This is a genomic window from Ketobacter sp. GenoA1 (assembly GCF_003671475.1).
In the GTDB taxonomy this organism is placed as follows: Bacteria; Pseudomonadota; Gammaproteobacteria; order Pseudomonadales; family Ketobacteraceae; genus Ketobacter.
The window spans coordinates 10,012-29,311 of record NZ_RCHM01000032.1 but is presented as its reverse complement, the minus strand read 5'-3'; the positions used below and the strand labels follow the sequence as shown (position 1 = coordinate 29,311).

At 57.9% G+C, this 19,300-nt stretch carries 11 protein-coding genes; 10 read left to right on the top strand and 1 reads right to left on the bottom strand.

The annotated features are described in order from the left end of the window. Positions 1–11 precede the first annotated feature (11 nt). The 10 genes from nosZ to D9N13_RS12940 all read left to right on the top strand — a co-directional run bounded on the left by nosZ (position 12) and on the right by D9N13_RS12940 (position 18,865). On the top strand, positions 12–1,892 hold the full coding sequence (gene nosZ, locus D9N13_RS12985; RefSeq protein ID WP_290590701.1) for a TAT-dependent nitrous-oxide reductase: 1,881 nt from the start codon (positions 12–14) through the stop codon (positions 1,890–1,892). Further along, complete coding sequence (locus D9N13_RS12980; protein WP_411268170.1) at positions 1,892–3,178, top strand: nitrous oxide reductase family maturation protein NosD; 1,287 nt, start codon at positions 1,892–1,894, stop codon at positions 3,176–3,178. Before nosZ ends, D9N13_RS12980 begins: the two co-directional genes overlap by 1 nt. Beyond that, a complete protein-coding gene (locus D9N13_RS12975; protein WP_290590687.1) occupies positions 3,175–4,104 on the top strand; it encodes an ABC transporter ATP-binding protein in 930 nt (309 codons plus the stop codon). The genes D9N13_RS12980 and D9N13_RS12975 overlap by 4 nt, the downstream gene beginning before the upstream one ends. Beyond that, positions 4,101–4,925, top strand: a complete 825-nt coding sequence (locus tag D9N13_RS12970; RefSeq protein ID WP_290590686.1) for an ABC transporter permease — start codon at positions 4,101–4,103, stop codon at positions 4,923–4,925. The genes D9N13_RS12975 and D9N13_RS12970 overlap by 4 nt, the downstream gene beginning before the upstream one ends. Before the next feature lie 14 nt (positions 4,926–4,939). Further along, complete coding sequence (locus D9N13_RS12965; protein ID WP_290590683.1) at positions 4,940–5,425, top strand: nitrous oxide reductase accessory protein NosL; 486 nt, start codon at positions 4,940–4,942, stop codon at positions 5,423–5,425. Between the two features lie 152 nt (positions 5,426–5,577). Further along, on the top strand, positions 5,578–6,441 hold the full coding sequence (locus D9N13_RS12960) for a divergent polysaccharide deacetylase family protein (RefSeq protein WP_290590680.1): 864 nt from the start codon (positions 5,578–5,580) through the stop codon (positions 6,439–6,441). 75 nt (positions 6,442–6,516) lie between these two features. After that, on the top strand, positions 6,517–7,554 hold the full coding sequence (locus tag D9N13_RS12955; RefSeq protein WP_290590677.1) for a hypothetical protein: 1,038 nt from the start codon (positions 6,517–6,519) through the stop codon (positions 7,552–7,554). A 209-nt stretch (positions 7,555–7,763) separates the two neighbouring features. Beyond that, positions 7,764–8,939 carry a S8 family peptidase gene (locus D9N13_RS12950; RefSeq protein ID WP_290590674.1) on the top strand — a complete coding sequence of 392 codons (1,176 nt, stop codon included), beginning with the start codon at positions 7,764–7,766 and terminating at the stop codon, positions 8,937–8,939. Further along, a complete protein-coding gene (locus D9N13_RS12945; RefSeq protein ID WP_290590672.1) occupies positions 8,932–10,137 on the top strand; it encodes a TIGR03032 family protein in 1,206 nt (401 codons plus the stop codon). Before D9N13_RS12950 ends, D9N13_RS12945 begins: the two co-directional genes overlap by 8 nt. Positions 10,138–10,162: 25 nt before the next feature. Next, on the top strand, positions 10,163–18,865 hold the full coding sequence (locus D9N13_RS12940) for a tandem-95 repeat protein (protein ID WP_290590669.1): 8,703 nt from the start codon (positions 10,163–10,165) through the stop codon (positions 18,863–18,865). Here the strand turns inward: D9N13_RS12940 and D9N13_RS12935 are convergent. Next, positions 18,859–19,296 carry a GNAT family N-acetyltransferase gene (locus tag D9N13_RS12935; RefSeq protein WP_290590666.1) on the bottom strand — a complete coding sequence of 146 codons (438 nt, stop codon included), beginning with the start codon at positions 19,294–19,296 and terminating at the stop codon, positions 18,859–18,861. The genes D9N13_RS12940 and D9N13_RS12935 overlap by 7 nt on opposite strands. Positions 19,297–19,300: the final 4 nt, after the last annotated feature.

The window sequence follows — 19,300 nt, the reverse complement described above, 5'->3', positions numbered from 1 at the left end:
GGAGATATACTATGGACGACCAACATAACGACGAACAACACACCGTCAGTCGCCGGGGTTTCCTGGGCGCTGGCACGCTGGCAGGAGTGGCCGGTATCACAGGATTCGGCAGCGCCATCATGAGCCGGGAGGCCTTTGCCAAGGCAGCCAAGGACGCCATGGCCAATGCCACCGTTCATCCGGGAGAACTGGACGAGTACTACGGCTTCTGGAGTGGCGGCCATTCCGGTGAGGTCCGCATTCTTGGCCTGCCTTCCATGCGGGAACTGATGCGCATTCCTGTCTTCAACATCGATTCTGCCACCGGCTGGGGCTTGACCGACGAAAGCAAGCGCGTGAAAGGCGATTCCAAAGATGTTCTGTGCGGTGACGCGCATCACCCACACATGTCCATGACCGATGGCCACTACGACGGCAAGTACGTATTCATTAACGATAAGCTAAATACCCGTGTTGCACGTATTCGCTGCGATATTATGAAGTGCGACAAGATCCTGACCATTCCCAACGTGCAAGCCATTCATGGTTTACGGGTGCAGAAAGTACCGCGCACCAAATACGTGTTCTGCAATGGCGAGTTTCGCATTCCCCAACCCAATGATGGCCGTGACCTGAACGACCCCGGCAAGTATTTCACCATGTACAACGCAGTGGATGCAGACAGCATGGAGATGGCTTTCCAGGTTATCGTGGATGGCAATCTGGACAACACCGACGCCGACTACAGCGGCCGCTTTACCGCTGCCACCTGTTATAATTCGGAAGAAGGCACCACTCTGCCTGAAACCATGCGCAACGAACGTGACTGGGCCGTGGTGTTCGACATTCACGCCATCGAGAAAGCCGTTAAAGCCGGCAAGTACACCACCATTGGCGATTCCAAAGTACCGGTGCTGGATGGTCGCGCCAAGGCCGGGAGCCCCTTCACCCGCTACATTCCTGTACCCAAATCGCCACACGGTCTCAACACCTCGCCGGATGGCAAATACTTTGTCGCCAACGGCAAACTGTCTCCCACGGTAACAGTAATAGCAATCGATAAATTACCGGACCTGTTCGCAGGCAAGATCAAAGAACGGGACACCGTGGTGGCAGAACCCGAACTGGGGCTGGGGCCATTGCATACCGCTTTCGACGGTCGCGGCTATGCCTATACGACTCTGTTTATCGACAGTCAGATCTGCAAATGGAACGTGGCGGACGCCATCAAGGCTTACAACGGTGAGAAAGTAAATTACATCAAACAGAAACTGGATGTGCATTATCAACCCGGGCATAACCACACCACCATGGGCGAAACCCGCGATGCCGATGGCAAGTATCTGGTGTCGTTATGCAAATTCTCCAAGGATCGTTTCCTGCCGGTTGGCCCTCTGCATGCGGAAAACGATCAGCTGATCGATATTTCCGGTGACGAAATGAAACTGGTCCATGACGGCCCCACCTTTGCCGAGCCCCATGACTGCATGATCGTTCATCGCAGCAAAATGAAACCGCTTAAAATCTGGAAACGGGATGACCCGTTCTTTGCAGAAACAGCGGCCATCGCCAAGCGTGACGGCATCGCCCTGGAGCGGGACAACAAGGTGATACGGGATGGAAAAAAGGTCCGTATTTACATGACCTCCATGGCACCCAACTTCGGGCTTACGGAATTCAAAGTTAAAACCGGTGATGAAGTGACGGTGATCATCACCAACATGGACCGTATTGAAGACGTTACCCACGGTTTTGCCCTGTGCCAACATGGTGTGAGTATGGAAATCGGGCCACAACAGACCAGCTCCATTACGTTCACTGCCGGTAAGCCTGGCCTGTATTGGTACTACTGTCACTGGTTCTGCCATGCACTGCATATGGAAATGCGTGGCCGTATGATGGTCGAGGCCTGATTGTGTTGCGCTTTGCACTGTTCGTTATTGCTGTATTCCTTCAGCCGGCCACCCTGCGGGCGGTTCCGGTAACGGACAGTGCAAGCCTGCAACAGGCACTGCAAGACAAACAAACAACCATAGAATTGAACCCCGGTACCTACCGGGGTAACGTTCTTATAACGTACAGCACGACACTCAACTGTAAAACAGGTGCGGTGCTGGATGCCGACAACCAAGGGGATGCCCTGCGTATTACCGCCGCCGACGTTACCGTCCGGGGCTGCACCATCATCAACTGGGGCGGGGATCTGACCGCGATGAATGCCGGTATTTTTGTGGAGCAACAGGCGGCCTCCGTACAGCTTACTCACAACCAACTCAAAGGCGACACCTTCGGCATCTGGATTGATGCCAGCCGGGATGCCCTGATTACCCACAACCGTATTGAAGGCAATCTTGACATTCGCTCCCAGGATCGGGGCAATGGCATCCATCTGTATGCAGCCCAGGGGGCCAACGTCGCCCACAACGAAGTCTGGCACACCCGGGATGGCATCTACATTGATACCAGCAACGGCAACCGCCTCCACAACAATCATCTGCATCATTTGCGTTATGGCGTGCATTATATGTATTCCCATCATAACGAGGTGTCCCACAACCGCACCCATCACACCCGCACCGGTTACGCCCTGATGCAATCCAAGCATTTACAGGTGTTTGGCAATCAATCCGATCAGGATGAGAACTACGGCATTTTAATGAACTTCATTACCGATTCGCATCTGCATCACAACCGCATCAGCAACGTCCAGACCGGCAGCAATCCAACCGGCGCAGCCACCATCACCGGTGCCGAAGGCAAAGCCCTGTTTATCTATAACTCCGTGTTTAATATCATCGAAAACAATTATTTTCAAAGCTCGGATCTGGGCATCCATCTTACCGCCGGATCAGAGGACAATCGCATCAGCGGCAACGCGTTTATTCACAATCGGCAGCAAGTCAAATACGTGTCGAACCGTACCCAGGAATGGTCCTATGCCGAACGGGGAAATTACTGGAGTGATTACCTTGGCTGGGATCGCAATCAAAACGGAGTGGGCGACACAGCCTATGAACCCAATGATGCCATGGACAAACTGCTGTGGACCTATCCCCTGGCACGACTGCTGATCAACAGCCCGGCGGTAGCAACCCTGCGCTGGATTCAACAGGCATTTCCCGTGTTACGCCCGCCGGGCGTGCAGGACAGCTATCCTCTAATGGCTCCCATTGCGCAGGCGCAAGGAGTAACGCCATGACCCTAATCAGATTGGATCAGGTACACAAACACTTTACCAATGTGCATGCCTTGCGGGATTTATCCCTGACACTGAATCCCGGAGAAGTGCTGGGACTGTTCGGCCATAACGGCGCCGGCAAAACCACGACCATGAAACTGATTCTGGGGCTGGAAAAACCCAGCCAGGGCTTGGTGGAGGTGCTGGGTCAAAGCCCATGGCGACGGCAATTCAGTGAACAACGGCATCAAATCGGGTTTCTGCCGGAAAGCGTATCGTTTTATCCGCAATTAACCGGACGCGAAGTGCTGCACTACTTTGCCCGCCTGAAAAAAATCGACACCGCACAGGCAGACAACCTGCTGGAGCGAATCGGTTTGGCCCACGCAGTCAATCGCAAGATCAAAACCTACTCCAAGGGCATGCGGCAACGGCTGGGGCTGGCCCAGGCGCTGCTTAGCCAACCCAGGCTGTTATTACTGGATGAGCCCACCGTGGGCCTGGACCCCATCGCCACCCAGGAATTCTATGGCATGGTAGACGAACTACGGGATCAGGGCTGTGGCGTAATTCTTTGCTCCCACGTTTTACCCGGGGTGGAAAAACACATCAATCGTGCTGCGATTCTGGGGCAGGGCCGGCTGCGAGCTTTGGGTACCCTGACAGAACTGCGCGCACAAGCCAATCTGCCCATGACCATTCGGGTCAGCAGCGCTCTGGCCCGCCCTGCCCTGCAACAACAGCTGGAGGATTTGGATGTGAGCAGCGCAGGGATGCGTCCCATCAACGGCCACACTCTGGAGTGGCAGTCCGCGCCTGGCAACAAAATGCAGATCCTGCGCCGCCTGGCGCGACAACAGGAATTGGATGATATCGACATTCAGGAGCCCTCCCTGGAAAGTCTGTACCGCCATTTTGTGGAACTCGCCACCGAGGTAAGCCCATGAACCCCATATTCCACATTGCCCACAAAGAGTTGAAAGATGGCTTTCGCAATCGCTGGATTCTGGCCATTACCCTGATTTTTGCCCTGTTGTCCGTGGGCATCAGCTGGTTTGGTGCCGCCGGAGCCGGGGTGATCGGCTTTACGTCACTGCCCAACACCATCGTCAGCCTGGCATCACTGGCCGTCTTCCTGATTCCCCTGATTGCGCTGTTTCTGGCCTACGATGCCATTGTCGGGGAAGACGAAGACGGCACCCTGCTATTGTTGCTTACCTACCCGCTGAGCAAAGGCCAGTTGTTGTTGGGCAAGTTACTGGGGCACGGCGCCATGATGGGCCTCTCCACCCTGCTGGGCTTCGGAGCCAGCGCCATTACCATCATGATCTTCGCCGATGGCATCAATGCTGTGGAGGTGATCCGGGCCTTTGGCGGTTTTGTGCTTTCCGCCACCCTGTTGGGCCTTGTGTTTCTGGCGTTCGCTTATGTCATCAGCGCCTGGGTATCGGAAAAATCAAAGGCCGCCGGGGGCGCCCTATTGTTCTGGTTCACCTTTGTGTTGATCTTTGACCTGGCGCTACTGGGCACCTTGGTCGCCACGGAAGGCCGCTTCCACCCGGAGGTGTTCCCGTTTTTACTGTTGCTGAACCCCACAGACGTGTTTCGGCTGATCAACCTGGTGGGGTTTGAGGGTAGCGGGCAAGGCGTGCTCGCCATGGCCCAGGACCTCTCCTTTGGCCATGGGGTGCTCTACAGCGCGCTGATAGCATGGCTACTGCTGCCCATGGGTATCGCCTATGGGTTGTTCCTGAAACGACCACTGTAACCGGAGGACCCACTATGCAACGGCTGGCAAAATACCTATTCGGACTTGGGCTGTGCATGCTTCTGGGCGCCTGCCAGGAGGATGAATCCGTCACTGCCATGATCCCGCAGGCATTTACCCAAGCCGATGAATGTCACCTGTGTGGCATGGCCATCCTCAGCTTCCCCGGCCCCAAAGGACAGGCATTCGTGGGCCGTTCCCCTCAGGTAGTGAAATTCTGCTCCACCCGCGACCTGATCAGCTGGTACCTGCAACCGGAAAACACCCCCAACACTCAGGCGCTATTTGTACACGACATGGCCCGTAGCGACTGGCATCACCCGGATGATCGCCACCTGATCAATGCCTATAAAGCCTGGTTCGTCGTGGGCTCACAGCAACGGGGTGCCATGGGCCCGACACTGGCCTCCTTTGCCACTGAAGAATCCGCACAATCCTTTGCCCATCAACAAGGCGGCAAAGTATTGTCATTTCACGAACTGAGACTGGAGCGGCTCTGAGCAAGTTGCTTGTCTTTCCGGGCACCTGAACAGGAGAACTGGCTCACAAAAAAACCACCCTACCGGCACTGATTGGGCAAACCAACCCCCAAATACACTACACTTTCACTATACAATTCCCCGTTGCTCTGAAGCCGTTGTCCCGAGATAGAATGCTCCGAATCACCGCCGCAATTTCAACGCTACTGCTCCTGCTGTGTTCCGCACCCGGCAGTGCCGCGCCATCGCAAATCCTGCCCGAGCCCACTGAGGAGCTGCCTAAAATCGCCATCATTCTGGATGACCTGGGCTACAATCGCCATGCCGGGGAGCAGGCACTGCAGCTACCGGGTAACCTGACTTACGCCATCATTCCCTTCACCCCCTACAGCCAAACCCTGGCCCAGGCCGCCCATGATCGCAATCGTGAAGTGATCCTGCACCTGCCCATGGAAAGCAGCGACCCGAATCGGCGTCTGGACGAGGGCGGGCTCACCAGTGAACTGGATGAACACGAAGTCAAACAGCGGGTCAAAAGCGCGCTGGATTCCGTACCCCACATTGCGGGCCTGAACAACCACATGGGCAGCCATGTCACCACCAATGTGCAGATCATGCACTGGTTGATGCAAGAGGTGCAGACACGCCCCCTGTACTTTATCGACAGCATGACCAACCCCCATTCGGTAGCCAATCGATCAGCGCAGCACTATCACATACCGTCCCTGAAACGGGACGTTTTTCTCGACAATGTGCAAAGCGAAGCGGACATCGACCGCATGTTCCGCTCACTGGTGCGCATCGCCCACAAACGGGGGCACGCCATCGCCATCGGCCATCCCTATCCGGCCACCCTGGCCTATCTTGAAAAGGCGCTGCCGCGCCTTGGTGAACTGGGTGTGCAGCTGGTAGACGCCTCTGAACTGGTCATGTTTCACGGCCAGCCCGTGGATCAACCGATCGATCTGCAGGAAATCATGGAGCTGATCGTGGCCATGCCGGCACCGGAAAGCCAGCGCCTGAATTTCTCCGACTGACCCTTCACGGAACCTTCTCGAACTCGCCGCGGTACTGATGTACCATGCAACAAACTTCTCGAGTACGGTGTAACCATGAGTGAACACGCACAACAATTGGCTCAATCTTTATTGGATGCCCAGGTGCAGTTCTGGTTACAGGAGCTGACCACCGATAAACTGCAATCCCTGCTGGAGCAGGAACTGCCCTACCTCTATGAAAAAATAGGCGCATTGACGTTGCGCGAGGCCATATCGGAAGACAAGGTCAAGGCCACCGCCCGGCGTTATGCCGTGGAGATGGAAATAGAAGGGGGCATTCCGGAATTATTCGGTGAAATTGCCAACATTATTTACGAACATCCCAACAACGAGTTGACCTCGGTGCAGGAAGTTCTGCCCGACGACATCGTCAATGATTTTCTGGAAAAGATTTTTGAGCGGGGCAGCCTGCTGGATGAAGCGGTGAACAATATCCGCGGCAGTGCCCCCTTCCGCGAATTCCTGGCCGATGTGGTGTTTACCGTGGCCAAAGGCTATGCCCTGGAACAGAATCAACTGGTGAAACTCGCGCCGGTTGCCAGCGGGGTACAACGGTTGCGGGCCTGGCTTAACGATCAGGCACCGGGGCTGGCGGAAAACATGCACAGCATGGGCAAACAACTCTCCCGCGCCAGCGTGGATCAATCCATTCGCCTGGTGGATGACATTCTGGATAATGACCTCTATCGGGATACCGCTCTAAACAGTGTGCTGGACCTGTGGGACGACATCAAAACCTGGAAAGTGTCTGGCTTCCAACGCTACTTTACTGAGATGGATTTGCAGGAACTGATGGTACTGGGTTACGAGTTCTGGCTGCAGTTCCGCCATACGGACTACCTGAAATCCTGCATCGATGCCGGAGTCAAGTTTGTCTTTACCAAATACGGCGACGAAACCGTCGACTATATGTTGCAGGATCTGGGTGTCACCCAGGACATGGTGGTATCGGAAATCCTGAATTACGCCCCGGATCTGGCACAACTGCTGTTGCAGCACGACATCGCCGAACCCCTCATACGCCGCCACCTGCAGCGCTTTTATTTCGCGGACACCACGTTGCAACTGCTTGGCGAGCGCCCTGCCGGGTAGCGCCATATTCATGCCGGCACACAGCGGTGACTATAGCGTCACGCTATCCTTTCATTAGCCCTTAGAACATTTGCCACCGGCATCGGCCGGTGGCTTGCCAACCCCCATATCCACTGCTTAGCTGTTAAATCGTTTCACAGACAACGTCACCCGTGGGCACGCTTGTGGCTGCCCCGTGACTCATTGTTTCCATGGAGTTTCGGAACTTAATGAAAACCCCTTGGCTTGCTGCCTGGATGCTAATACTGCTGGTTCATCCCGCGATTGCCGCCGATCTCAGGTTTTCCAATTTCACCAATACCGTGGTGATATACACCGATGAAGGCATGCCGTACTGGCAGACTGCCGATGGCCGGCGCTTTCAGGTTGCCCCACGCATCATTGTCCGAACCCATGCGGACAATAGTCCACCGCTGGAACGCGCACACCCGGCCATCAACCGCGTACAACCGCTGTTTCAATTGGGCCAAACCCATTTGTACCTGCTTGAGATTGATGCCCGCCCGGACAACCTGCAAACGGTCCTCAATGCACTTGAAGCCCGGCCCGAGGTGGCCTGGGCTCAACCGGACCTGCTGCAACAACGCACACCGGCCCACGCCAGTCATGGGGTGACCGGTGGCCGCAACACTGCACTGCCGGCGCTGCGACTGAACTGGCCTGTGCTGCAGCAGCACAACCGGGGCCAGGGGATACGCATTGCCATCATTGATGATGGCATCGACCTCACCCACCCGGCCTTGCGGCAAACCAAGGTGGCCTTTGCCTACGACATCGGGCAACGCCAACTGGACGCCAGCCCCCAGCTCGCCGCCGACACCCACGGCACCCGGGTTGCCGGAGTACTGTTTGCCGCCACAGAAGGTCTGGATCAACCGGGTCTGGTTCCTGATGCGGAATTGATTGCCATTCGCCAACCGGACACCTGGACCTCCAATACCCTGTTGGCGTTTCATCTGGCGCAACTGGCCGGCGCCGACATCATCAATTGCAGCTGGCACAGCCATGGCCTGCTGCAGCCCGTGGCGGACGCGGTTTCTGCGCTGGCGCAGTATGGCCGCGACGGACGCGGCACCGCCGTGGTGTTTGCCGCAGGCAACCAGGGGCAGCGCATCACCGCCACCAGCAGCGAAGCAGCCATTGACGCCGCCATCGTGGTGGGAATGAATTCACCCCACAGTAATTTCGGGCCCAGCGTTGATCTGGTTCTGACGGCAGAACCCATGCGCAGTACGGCGGTGGATGGCGGCTTCGCGCCAATCGGCGGCACCTCTCTGGCCAGCAGCCAGGTAACCGCTGCTCTGGCACTGCTGTTGGCCCGCGATCCCCGGCAGGATCTGACAGCCCTGCTGAGCGCACTGCAACAGGGGGCTTCCCATGACTGACCCGGTAACACAGGAAATGGATTTTTCCTGCCAGTACAGCAGCAATCTGCCGCAGGTGCTGCAACAACTGAACATCAGTCTGGCCTTCACCTCGTACCAGGCCGGTCGGCTGATGGTGGTACGCAGTGATGGCCAACAACTGGATGTGAACTTCAAGAGCTTTCCCCGCCCCATGGGCCTGGTGGCCACCGACGAAGGGCTCACCTTGGGCATCTTTACCCAGGTGCTGCATTTTCAGCGGGAAGACGGCCTGCTGCCTCAGATAAAACGTCCTCTGGCCGCCATCGAGGAGGACATTACCGCGCCCCGACTCCACAGCCCGGCGGAACCCGAAACAGAATCAGCTACCACAACCGGCCTGACTGCAGAACAGCAGCAAGAACGGGAGGCCTGGCAACGCCAGCAGGAAGCGTTGCTGGCACCGCTGGATCAGCGCATTGACGGCTGCTACATCAGCCGCTCGGCGCACTATACCGGTATGATCAATATCCACGACATTGATTGGGGCGATGAAGGCCTGTGGGTGGTGAACTCCAGTTTTTCCTGCCTCTGCACACTGGAACCGGATTACAGCTTTGTGCCGCGCTGGAAACCCCACTTTATCAGTGAACTGGTGGCCGAAGACCGTTGCCACCTGAACGGTATGACCCTGCGCGACGGCAAACCCGCCTACGTGACAACGTTTTCCACCGCCAATGAAAAAGCCCACTGGCGTAAAGGGGCCGCGTTTGACGGCACCGTAATGGACGTGGAGCACAATGAAATTCTGCTGCGTGGACTGGTGATGCCCCATTCACCACGCTGGTACAACGATCGGCTGTATTTCTGCAATTCCGGCCAGGGTCAGGTATGCCGCCTCGACCCCGCCACCGGCAAACTGGAAACCTTGCTGGAAGTTGCGGGCTTCACCCGCGGCATGACCTTTTGCGGCCCGTTGCTGATTGTTGGCCTGTCCAAAGTACGGCAATCCGATGTCACGCGGCCGGCACCGCTGGCCCGGCGCCACCAGGAAACGTTCTCCGGTCTGTGGATCTTCAACCTGGACACTCAGCAGGAAGTGGGACACATCCGATTCACCGGCAATGTAGACCAGATCTACGATGTAGCGGTATTGCCTGATTGTCATTTTCCCGAGTTCATCGAACCTTCGCACCCCCGCATGCGCAACCATTTCAGTCACCCAGGCTTGCAAAACTAATTTGCATTCTAAGTAGTAGGGCCCTATGCACAAGTTACCGTCTTTCAAGCGTTATTCTCTGTCCAAAGCCATTTGCCTGGCGATGCCGTTGTTGGCAGTATCCGCATCCGCGAATACCGCTTCCCGTAACGTCAGCTCCAGCCGCCGCTCACGACACAACGCGGTGGTGCATGTTGCAGATAAGCAGCAAGCCACGCCGGCACGAAACAGTGCTGCATCACGGAGTGCATTTTCCCGCTTTGGCGGTCATGGCAAGTCACCACAGAAAGCACAACACCGGGTTGATTCGAAGGCACTGACATTCCTGCAGCAACATGGCCTGCTGGACGCCAGCACTGACCAATCCGCGTCCCTGTCAGGGGAACTCATCGGCCGCAAACAATTTGCCACTGACAGCCCGTTTGCCCACTGCCACAGCAGTTGGGGCGGCACCTACTACACCAACACCTATACCAGCACCACCTCTGCCCGCTGCGTCAATAACTACGGTGGTACCTGGCATGAGGGTGTCACCTCGCCCGTGGTCATGAGCACCACCGTCGCAAATAAAACCAGCACCAGTTTCGACGTCAATTTCACCATGAGCGAAACCAGCACGGTGTATGCGGTGCTGGTGGACAGCTCCAAACCAACGCCCAGCAGTGCCCAGGTGTTGGCCGGCACCGACGGCAACGGCACCGCCGCCATCCAGACCAAAACCGTGGCCAATGTCACCAGCGGCACCCTGTCGTTCACCGGATTGACCGCCGGCGCCTCCTATATGGTTTACATCGCAGGCCAAGACACCAGCATGGAAGTGTCCTCGTCACCGGCTCAGGTCAACCCGGCCTATGAAACCGGCCTGATTTCCAATGTGGGCACCTGGAAGTTCCCGAAAGTAAAAGTGGACGGCAGCGGTAACTTCTACGTTGCCCACTCTGCCAACGGCACCATCAAGTTTTTATTGTGGAATGGTTCCGGTTTCAGCGACTACGCCTCCTTCAGCGCAGCGGATATCAGTGGCCGAGCCTACACCGGATGGGGCAATCAAAACCGGGTGGATTACGAGCTGGACAGCAGCGGCAATATCCATGTGGTGTTCAGCGCCGGTGAAACCAACATGGCAGTGACCTACGATCCGTTTTACGGCTATTACAACGGCTCCACCTGGACCTTTACCAATATCGCCGAAACCGGAAACTCCGTTGATGAAGTGGACCTGTTCCTGGATGCCAACGACAAGGCGTTTACCTCATTCAAGTACTATAACGGCAGCGGCTATCAGGTGAACTACGCCACCAACGTGTCCGGCTCCTGGGTCATGAGCAACGTGGTCATCGCCGGCAGTGGTACCGATGAAGTACACGACACTTACGTTGTGGCCGACAGCAGTGGCACCGCCACCGTGTTCTATCGCCGCGAAGACAATCAGAACAACGCCCAGGACAACTATTACCGGGCATCCTCGTCGGACAGTTTCGCCACCAAAACCAAAATCCTGGACGGGGTCAACGATGCCAAGATTTATCGCTTCGGCAACGTAATCATCGACAGCAGCGACAAAATTCACTACGCCTACAGTAATCAGACCGATGGCCTGTCCTATTACGTCACCAATGCCTCGGGCAGCTGGGTATCCACTGAGATCACCAGCAGCGCCCACAGTGTGGTCAACACCCGGGACATACAGCAGGTTGGCTCTACTTTTTACTTCGCCAGCAGCAGTGGCACCACTTATTTTCTCACATCCTATGACGGCTCCACCTGGACTGATGGTTTTGACTTCGAACTGAATGGCTACATGAACGACCGGTTTGCCATCAGTTCAGTGGCAGACCGCGCCATGGTGGTGTCGGAAGACAGCAGCGCGTGGGAGATCCACTATCACACCTCTACCGTGAGCGGCTACGTAACGGCAGCCTCGGCTCTGGACAGCGACGCCAACCTGATTGCGTCGTCAGCCGTAACCGAACCGGTGGGCCTGGATACGACAGCAGACAGCGATCTCGAGGCAGTGGATGTATTCGACTTCACTTTGAGTGATGGCGGTGGTGGCGACAATGCCAGCCTGGACGTCACGCAAATTGTGCTCAATGTATCCGGCACCAGTACGGATACCGAGAGAGGCAATATTATCTGGCGCCTGAGCGGACCGGACGCCAGCAACGTAACCGGTTCCTACAGCAGTGTTGCGGACACCATTACCTTTTCCGGGTTGAACGTTTCCATCGCCGAAGGCGAAAGCGAAACCTATACCGTGAACGCGTATTACAACACCAACAGCAACATCACCGAAGATCACACCATCATACTGAGTGTGGATGGCGATACTGACCTGACCCTGGCCGCCGGCAGCACCAGCATGGGCACCACCAGCGCCATCACCAACGGCACCGGTACCACGCTGGATGTAGTGGCAACGGCCCTTGCATTCACCACCCAACCATCCGGATCAGTTTCCGGCTCGGCCCTGTCCACACAACCCGTGGTCACAGCCCGTGATGCCTTTGGCAATACGGACGTGGATTTCACTGAAACCGTCACCCTGAGCCAAGCCAGTGCCGGCAGCCTCGGTGGCGATGTGGACGTAAGCGCGGTAAGTGGTGTGGCAACCTTTACCGATGTCACCTACACCGCCACCGCCGACCAGCAAAGCTTCACCCTCACCGCCAACGACGAGGACGGTACCGGCAGCAATTTGTCCACCACCGACGCCAACGCAGTCACGGCGGATGTAGTGGCCACCACACTGGTGTTCGCCACCGAACCTGCGCCCACCACCATCAACAGCGCCCAGGCGACCGCGTTTTCTACCGTACCCGTGGTACAGGCAGTGGATGGCAACGGCACCGTGGACACCGGTTACAGCACCGATATTGTGTTATCGGTGACAGATCCCAACGACAGTACGCTGGACGGCGTGGTCAACAGTCTCACCGGCACCGGGGACAGCGATGGCAGCGGCACCACCGTAACCCTGACCCCCGGCTCCGGTACAGCCACCTTCAGCAACCTGAATCTCACCTATACGGTGGGTGGCATCAGCGATAGCATCGCATTAAACGCCACCTCCGGCGGGTTGGCAGCGGCCAACAGCAGCACCATCACCGCCAATGGCCTGCCGACCGTTACCGACGCCTACATCAGCATCAGTGGCGCCAGCGGCAGCGGCGGCACATTCAAGATCGGCGATACGGTTACCGTCACCTGGAACAACACCGGCAGCGGCGACAACAACAGCGGCGTCAGCAGCGTCAGTGCAGACTTCAGCGCCTTTGGCGGTGGTGCGGCGGTGGCCGCCAGCAACAGCAGTGACACCTGGACCGCCACATACACCATTACCAGTGGCGCCATCGACAGCACCAACCTGAACGTATCGGTGACCGCCACCAACAGCGGCGGCAGCACCACCACGGCGGATACCAGCAACGCCAGCGTGGACAACATCGCCCCCAGCGTCACCGATGGCAACATCAGCATCAGTGGCGGCAATGGCAGCGGCGGCGCCTTCATCGTGGGCGACACCGTCACCGCCACCTGGAACGACACAGCAGGCGGCAACAACAACAGCGACACCATCAGCACGGTCACCGTGGATTTCAGTCAGTTCGGTGGCGGTTCCGCTGTGGCCGCCAGCAACAGCAGCGACACCTGGACTGCCACCTATGCCATCACACCCGGATCATTGCAGGCCAGCAACCTGAACGTGTCCTTCACCGCAACCGACAACGCGGGCAACACCACCACCACCGCCGACACCAGCAACGCCAGTGTGGACAACCAGGCACCCAGCGGCCACAGCGTTGCCTTCGGTGACAGCCTGTTCAATGCCAGTGAAGCCAGCGCCGGAAACTTCAGTTTCGCCGGTGCAGAAGTCGGTGCCAGCTACAACTACAGCATCAGCAGTAGCGGTGGCGGCAGCAACGTCACCGGCAGCGGCACGCTCAGCTCTGCCACCCAGAACGTATCGGGCATCAACCTCGGCGGCCTGGGGGACGGCACCCTGACATTAAACGTATTGGTGACCGATGCGGCCGGCAATATTTCAGCAGCAGTGGGTGACAGCAGCAGCCTGGATGCCACTGCGCCTGCCTTGAACAGCTCCACCCCAGCGGATGAAGCCGGCAATGTTCAGTACGACGCCGATCTGGTTCTGCAACTGAGCGAAAACGTAATCGCCGGCAGCGGCAGCATCAATCTTTACAACAGCGGCGACGACAGCCTGCTGGAGAGCATCAGTGTGGCGGCGGCCAGCATCAGTGGAGATACCGTCACCATCAATCCCGCTGTGAATTTCACCCCCACCCAGAGCTACTATGTGCAGATTGGCAGTGGTGCACTGACCGACACTGCCGGCAACCCCTACAGTGGCATCAACGACAACAGCAGCCTGAACTTCACCGTGGTGAACAATGCACCCACGGGAGTGGCCGACAGTGCCACCACCAACGAAGACAATGCGGTCGCCATCGATGTACTGGCCAACGATTCCGACAGCGACGGCAGCCTGAACCCGGCCAGCGTCACAGTAGTGGGCGCACCCGCTAACGGCAGCACCAGTGTCAACACCGGTACCGGGGTTGTCACCTACACCCCCACCGCCGATTACGAAGGCAATGACAGCTTCACCTATACGGTGGACGATCTGTACAACGGCACGTCTGCAGCCACCACCGTGTCCATCACCATCAATGCCGTCAACGACAACCCGGTGGCGGTAGCCGACGTGGTCACCACCGATGAAGACACCCCCATCAACATCGATGTTGCCGCCAACGACACCGACGTGGACAACGGTGACAGCGCCGACAACAGCACCATCAGCCTGCTGACCCAGCCTGCCAACGGCAGTGCCAGTGTCAATGCCGGGGTGGTTGTGTACACGCCGGATACCAACTACAACGGCAGTGATTCCTTCACCTACACCATCGACGACCAGAACGGTGCCACCTCCAACACCGCCACCGTGATGATCAACGTCACCGGCGTCAACGATGCACCGGTGGCGGCCAACGACAGCGCCAACAGCGACGAAGATAACGCCGTTAGCGTGGACCTGGTGAACAACGACAGCGATGTGGACGGCACGGTGGATGCCACCACTGTCACCATCATGGGCCAACCGGCCAATGGTACGGTGGCCGTCAACAGCAGCACCGGCGCAGCCACCTACACCCCGGACGCCGACTTTAACGGCAGCGACAGCTTCACCTACGTGGTGCAGGACGATGCCGGTGCCACATCCAACCTGGCCACCGTCTCCCTCACCATCAACAGCGTTAACGATGCGCCAGTGGCAGCCGACGATACCGTTTCCCTGCAGGAAGACACCGCTTACAACATCAATGCCCTGGGCAACGACAGCGATGTGGATGGCACCCTGAGCGCCGGCTCACTGGAACTAGTCAGCACACCCGGTAACGGTACGGCGTCGGTCAGCAACGGTGTTATCACCTACACCCCGGGGGCCGACTTCAACGGCAGCGACAGCCTCACCTATCGGGTGCAGGATAACCTGGGTGAATGGTCCAACACCGCCACGGTTTCCATCACTGTGCAAGCGGTGAATGACGAGCCCCTGGCCAACAACGACAGCGCCACCACCGATGAAGATACCGCGGTGGTGATCGACGTGCTGACCAATGACTCAGACCTGGATGGCACCCTGGACGCCACCACACTCCAGATCGTCAGCGCCCCGGCCTCCGGCAATGTCAACGACAACGGCGACGGCACACTCACCTATACTCCGGCCGCTGACAGCAACGGCACTGACAGCTTTACCTACACTGTGCAGGATGATCTGGGTGGTACCTCCAACAGCGCCACCGTGAGCATCAGCGTGCAGGCCGTCAACGATGCTCCGCAAATCAGCGGCAGCCCCACCACCACGTTGCTGGAAGGCCAGGCCTACAGCTTCACTCCAGCCATCACTGATGTGGACAACAGCAGTTTCACCGTCAGCGGCAACAACCTGCCCGCCTGGATCAGCCTGAACACCGGCACTGGTGAAATCAGCGGCACGCCGGTGGTGGGCGATGCCGGTGTTTATTCCAATATCCTGTTGACGGTATCGGACGGCAGCCTGACAGCGGACCTGGTGGCCTTTGACATCACGGTGTTGGGCGACAACGACACCGATGGCACGCAAGACAGCGTCGACACCGACGATGATAACGACGGCATGAGCGACGAGTACGAAGTGGCCTACGGTTTCAATCCGCTGGACGACAGTGATGCCGCCGAAGATCGCGACGGCGACACCCTCAGCAACCTGCAGGAATCTCTGGACAACACCGATCCGGATGACGCCGCTGACTACTATGATGTTACGGCACCCATCGTCAGCGCCCCCGCTGATCTGGTGATCGACGCCGTGGGCCTGTTTACCCCGGTTCCACTGCATCAACTGCTGGGGCTGCCGAACACCACCACCGACACCGATCAGGACGCCGCACTGGACAGCCTGGTGTACGACAATGTCGATGGTGCCGGTTGCTGCGGCACCCGGGTTGTCAATCTGAGCAACCGCAGCCTGCTGTTGGCCCCGGGCCGCAACACAGTGACCTACCAGGCCGAGGATCGTAAGGGCAATGTGGGCAGCGACACCCAGATCGTGGATGTGCGGCCACTGGTATCGGTGAACAAGGATCAGATCAGCGTGGAAGGTGCCAGCGTGCAGTTCCGGGTGATCCTCAACGGACGCTCCCCCCAATACCCGCTCACGGTTCCCTACCTGATCGACAGCAGCAGCACCGCCGATAGTGCAGACCATAATCTGGTGGATGGCACGGTGGTGTTTCAGGCCGGTGAAACCGAAGCCAGTATCAACATTCAGTTGACAGACGACATGGTGGCCGAAGGCAACGAGGTACTGGTGATCCGCTTGGACGACATGACCAGTAACGCCGAGGATCTGGCCAACGGTTATGACCCCATCAACCCGGACATTTATGACATCAACAGTGGCGCCAAAAACCGCCACCGCATCACCATTGCCGAAACCAATGTGGCGCCGGATGTGGTGTTGCAATTAACCCAAAACGGCAGCAACACCATACTGGTGACCAATGACGATGGCCTGGTGACATTAAGCGCCACCATCACTGATCCCAATCCGGGCGATACCCATAGCCTGGACTGGTCTGGCAGTGACAACCAACTGCAGGAGCTGGATGGCGTTGCCGATGACAACACGCTGGTGTTCGACCCGGCCACCCTGCCTGCCGGTTTGTACCGGGCGCGGGTGCTGGTGAGTGATGATAGCGATGCCACGGATACCGCCACCCTGTACTTCAGGTTGGTGGCAACGCTGCCCACCCTGGGTACGGACGACAGCGACGGTGACGGTGTGGATGATCAAAGCGAAGGCACCGCGGACAGCGATGACGATGGCATCCTGGATTACCTGGACAACATCAGCAGCAGCAACGTATTGCCGGAGCAATCTGATCAAACCGACTCCTATCTGCTGGAATGCGATCCCGGCGTACGCTGCCGGCTGGGCCAGCACGCCTTGCTGGGCAGCAGCGGTGGCGCCCGGGTGGACAGCAGTGACCTGCAAACCCAGGGCGTGGCCGACGACTCGGCCTTTGCATTCAGCGGCGGCATCTTCGACTTTGAAGTGCATGATCTGCCGACCCTTGGGCAAAGTGTCAGCATCGTGATTCCTCAGGTCACCGCCATCCCGGCGGGCGGTATCTATCGCAAGTTGCTCAATGGGCGCTGGCGCACCTTCGTGGAGGATGCCAACAATGCGTTGCATTCAGCACCGGGCAATCCGGGCTACTGCCCTCCCCCTGGGGATGCCAGCTGGGAATCCGGCCTGGTGCCCGGCTATTATTGTGTGCAGCTCACCATTGAAGACGGCGGCCCCAACGATGCCGATGGCCTGGCCAATGCCAGTATTGAAGATCCCGGCGGTGTGGCACTGCAGGTGCTGGACGATGACGATATCGAACAAACCTTTACTGACATTCGCAGCACCGGCTCAGGCTCCGGTGGTTCCGGTGGCGCCGCCGGGGTCAACCTGCTGCTGATGCTGGCGGCCCTGGCCTGGGGGCGCCGCAGGCAGTGCAGCCGCTATCTGTCACTGACTCTGGCGGCCACACTGGGCTGGGGGGTACTGAGCTGGGGTTTACTGGCCAGCCCCAACGCCCATGCCGACTGGACCCAGATGCAGGAGCGTTTGCAGGATCGGGGTTATGTGGCCCTGGCGCTTTTTCAGGCCCGGGGCAGTCAAACTGCCGGGGATTTTCGCTCCGGCATGGCCGCCAACGATGTTGATGTAATCTTGCAGCGTTACGATGAGGACCGCACTGCCCATCAGTTTACTCTGGGTTACCGCTACCGGGCACAGCTTGCCGCGGAGCTTGGCTACCTGGATCTGGGTGACGTGGATGTGAATCTCAGCGCCACCGGCACCAGCAACAATCTACAGGCCGGGTTGGATGACCACTACCCGGCCAGCGGCAAAGGCTGGACGCTGGCCAATCGTTTTATCTGGCCATTGCAGGATAAGCTGGAATTGTCGGCAGAGGCGGGATTGTTTTTCTGGGATGGGGAAATCAATCTGAGTGGTGCCGATGTGCGGCCGGACCTGGACGGCGGAACGGACTGGCTGCTGGGTGTTGGCGCTCATTATAAAGTGGTGCCCAACCTGACCCTGGGGGGATCAATCCGGCGCGTGAAGCTGGATGACCAACACGTGGACCTGCTGGGGCTGGACGCCCGTTTCCACTTTCAATAATTTTTCATGGCCCGGTGCAGAATACCCGCGTCCAGGTATTCTGCACCGTAGGCTTCAAAACCGAAGTGTTCGTAAAAACCGATGCTGGCAAGCTGTGCTTTCAACATAACGTTGGGCTGGCCTTTGCGCGCAATGAAACTCAATGCTGTGTGGAACAGGCGTGAACCAATCCCCTGCTGCCGTAACGTTTTTTTCACCGCAAAACGACCGATCTTGGCGTGCTCCGGCAACCAGAGAATGCGCAGTACAGCCACCACGTCACCATCCTGCACTGTCACTATATGGCTGGCGTCCGGGTCCTTGCCGTCGAACTCATCTTCCAGCGACACGCCCTGCTCATCCATAAACACTTCACGCCGCAGAGCGCAGCCCTGGTGGTACCAACTGCTGTCGTAGGGCGCAATGATGTGCTGTTCTGCCAGTTCCGCCATGGAT

Excerpts from the sequence above, each read along its gene's own strand:
- D9N13_RS12970 (WP_290590686.1), top strand. The coding sequence starts at position 4,101 with ATGAACCCCATATTCCACATTGCCCACAAAGAGTTGAAAGATGGCTTT.
- nosZ (WP_290590701.1), top strand. The coding sequence starts at position 12 with ATGGACGACCAACATAACGACGAACAACACACCGTCAGTCGCCGGGGT.
- D9N13_RS12965 (WP_290590683.1), top strand. The coding sequence starts at position 4,940 with ATGCAACGGCTGGCAAAATACCTATTCGGACTTGGGCTGTGCATGCTT.
- D9N13_RS12950 (WP_290590674.1), top strand. The coding sequence starts at position 7,764 with ATGAAAACCCCTTGGCTTGCTGCCTGGATGCTAATACTGCTGGTTCAT.
- D9N13_RS12940 (WP_290590669.1), top strand. The coding sequence starts at position 10,163 with ATGCACAAGTTACCGTCTTTCAAGCGTTATTCTCTGTCCAAAGCCATT.
- D9N13_RS12935 (WP_290590666.1), bottom strand. The coding sequence starts at position 19,296 with ATGGCGGAACTGGCAGAACAGCACATCATTGCGCCCTACGACAGCAGT.
- D9N13_RS12960 (WP_290590680.1), top strand. The coding sequence starts at position 5,578 with ATGCTCCGAATCACCGCCGCAATTTCAACGCTACTGCTCCTGCTGTGT.
- D9N13_RS12945 (WP_290590672.1), top strand. The coding sequence starts at position 8,932 with ATGACTGACCCGGTAACACAGGAAATGGATTTTTCCTGCCAGTACAGC.
- D9N13_RS12975 (WP_290590687.1), top strand. The coding sequence starts at position 3,175 with ATGACCCTAATCAGATTGGATCAGGTACACAAACACTTTACCAATGTG.
- D9N13_RS12955 (WP_290590677.1), top strand. The coding sequence starts at position 6,517 with ATGAGTGAACACGCACAACAATTGGCTCAATCTTTATTGGATGCCCAG.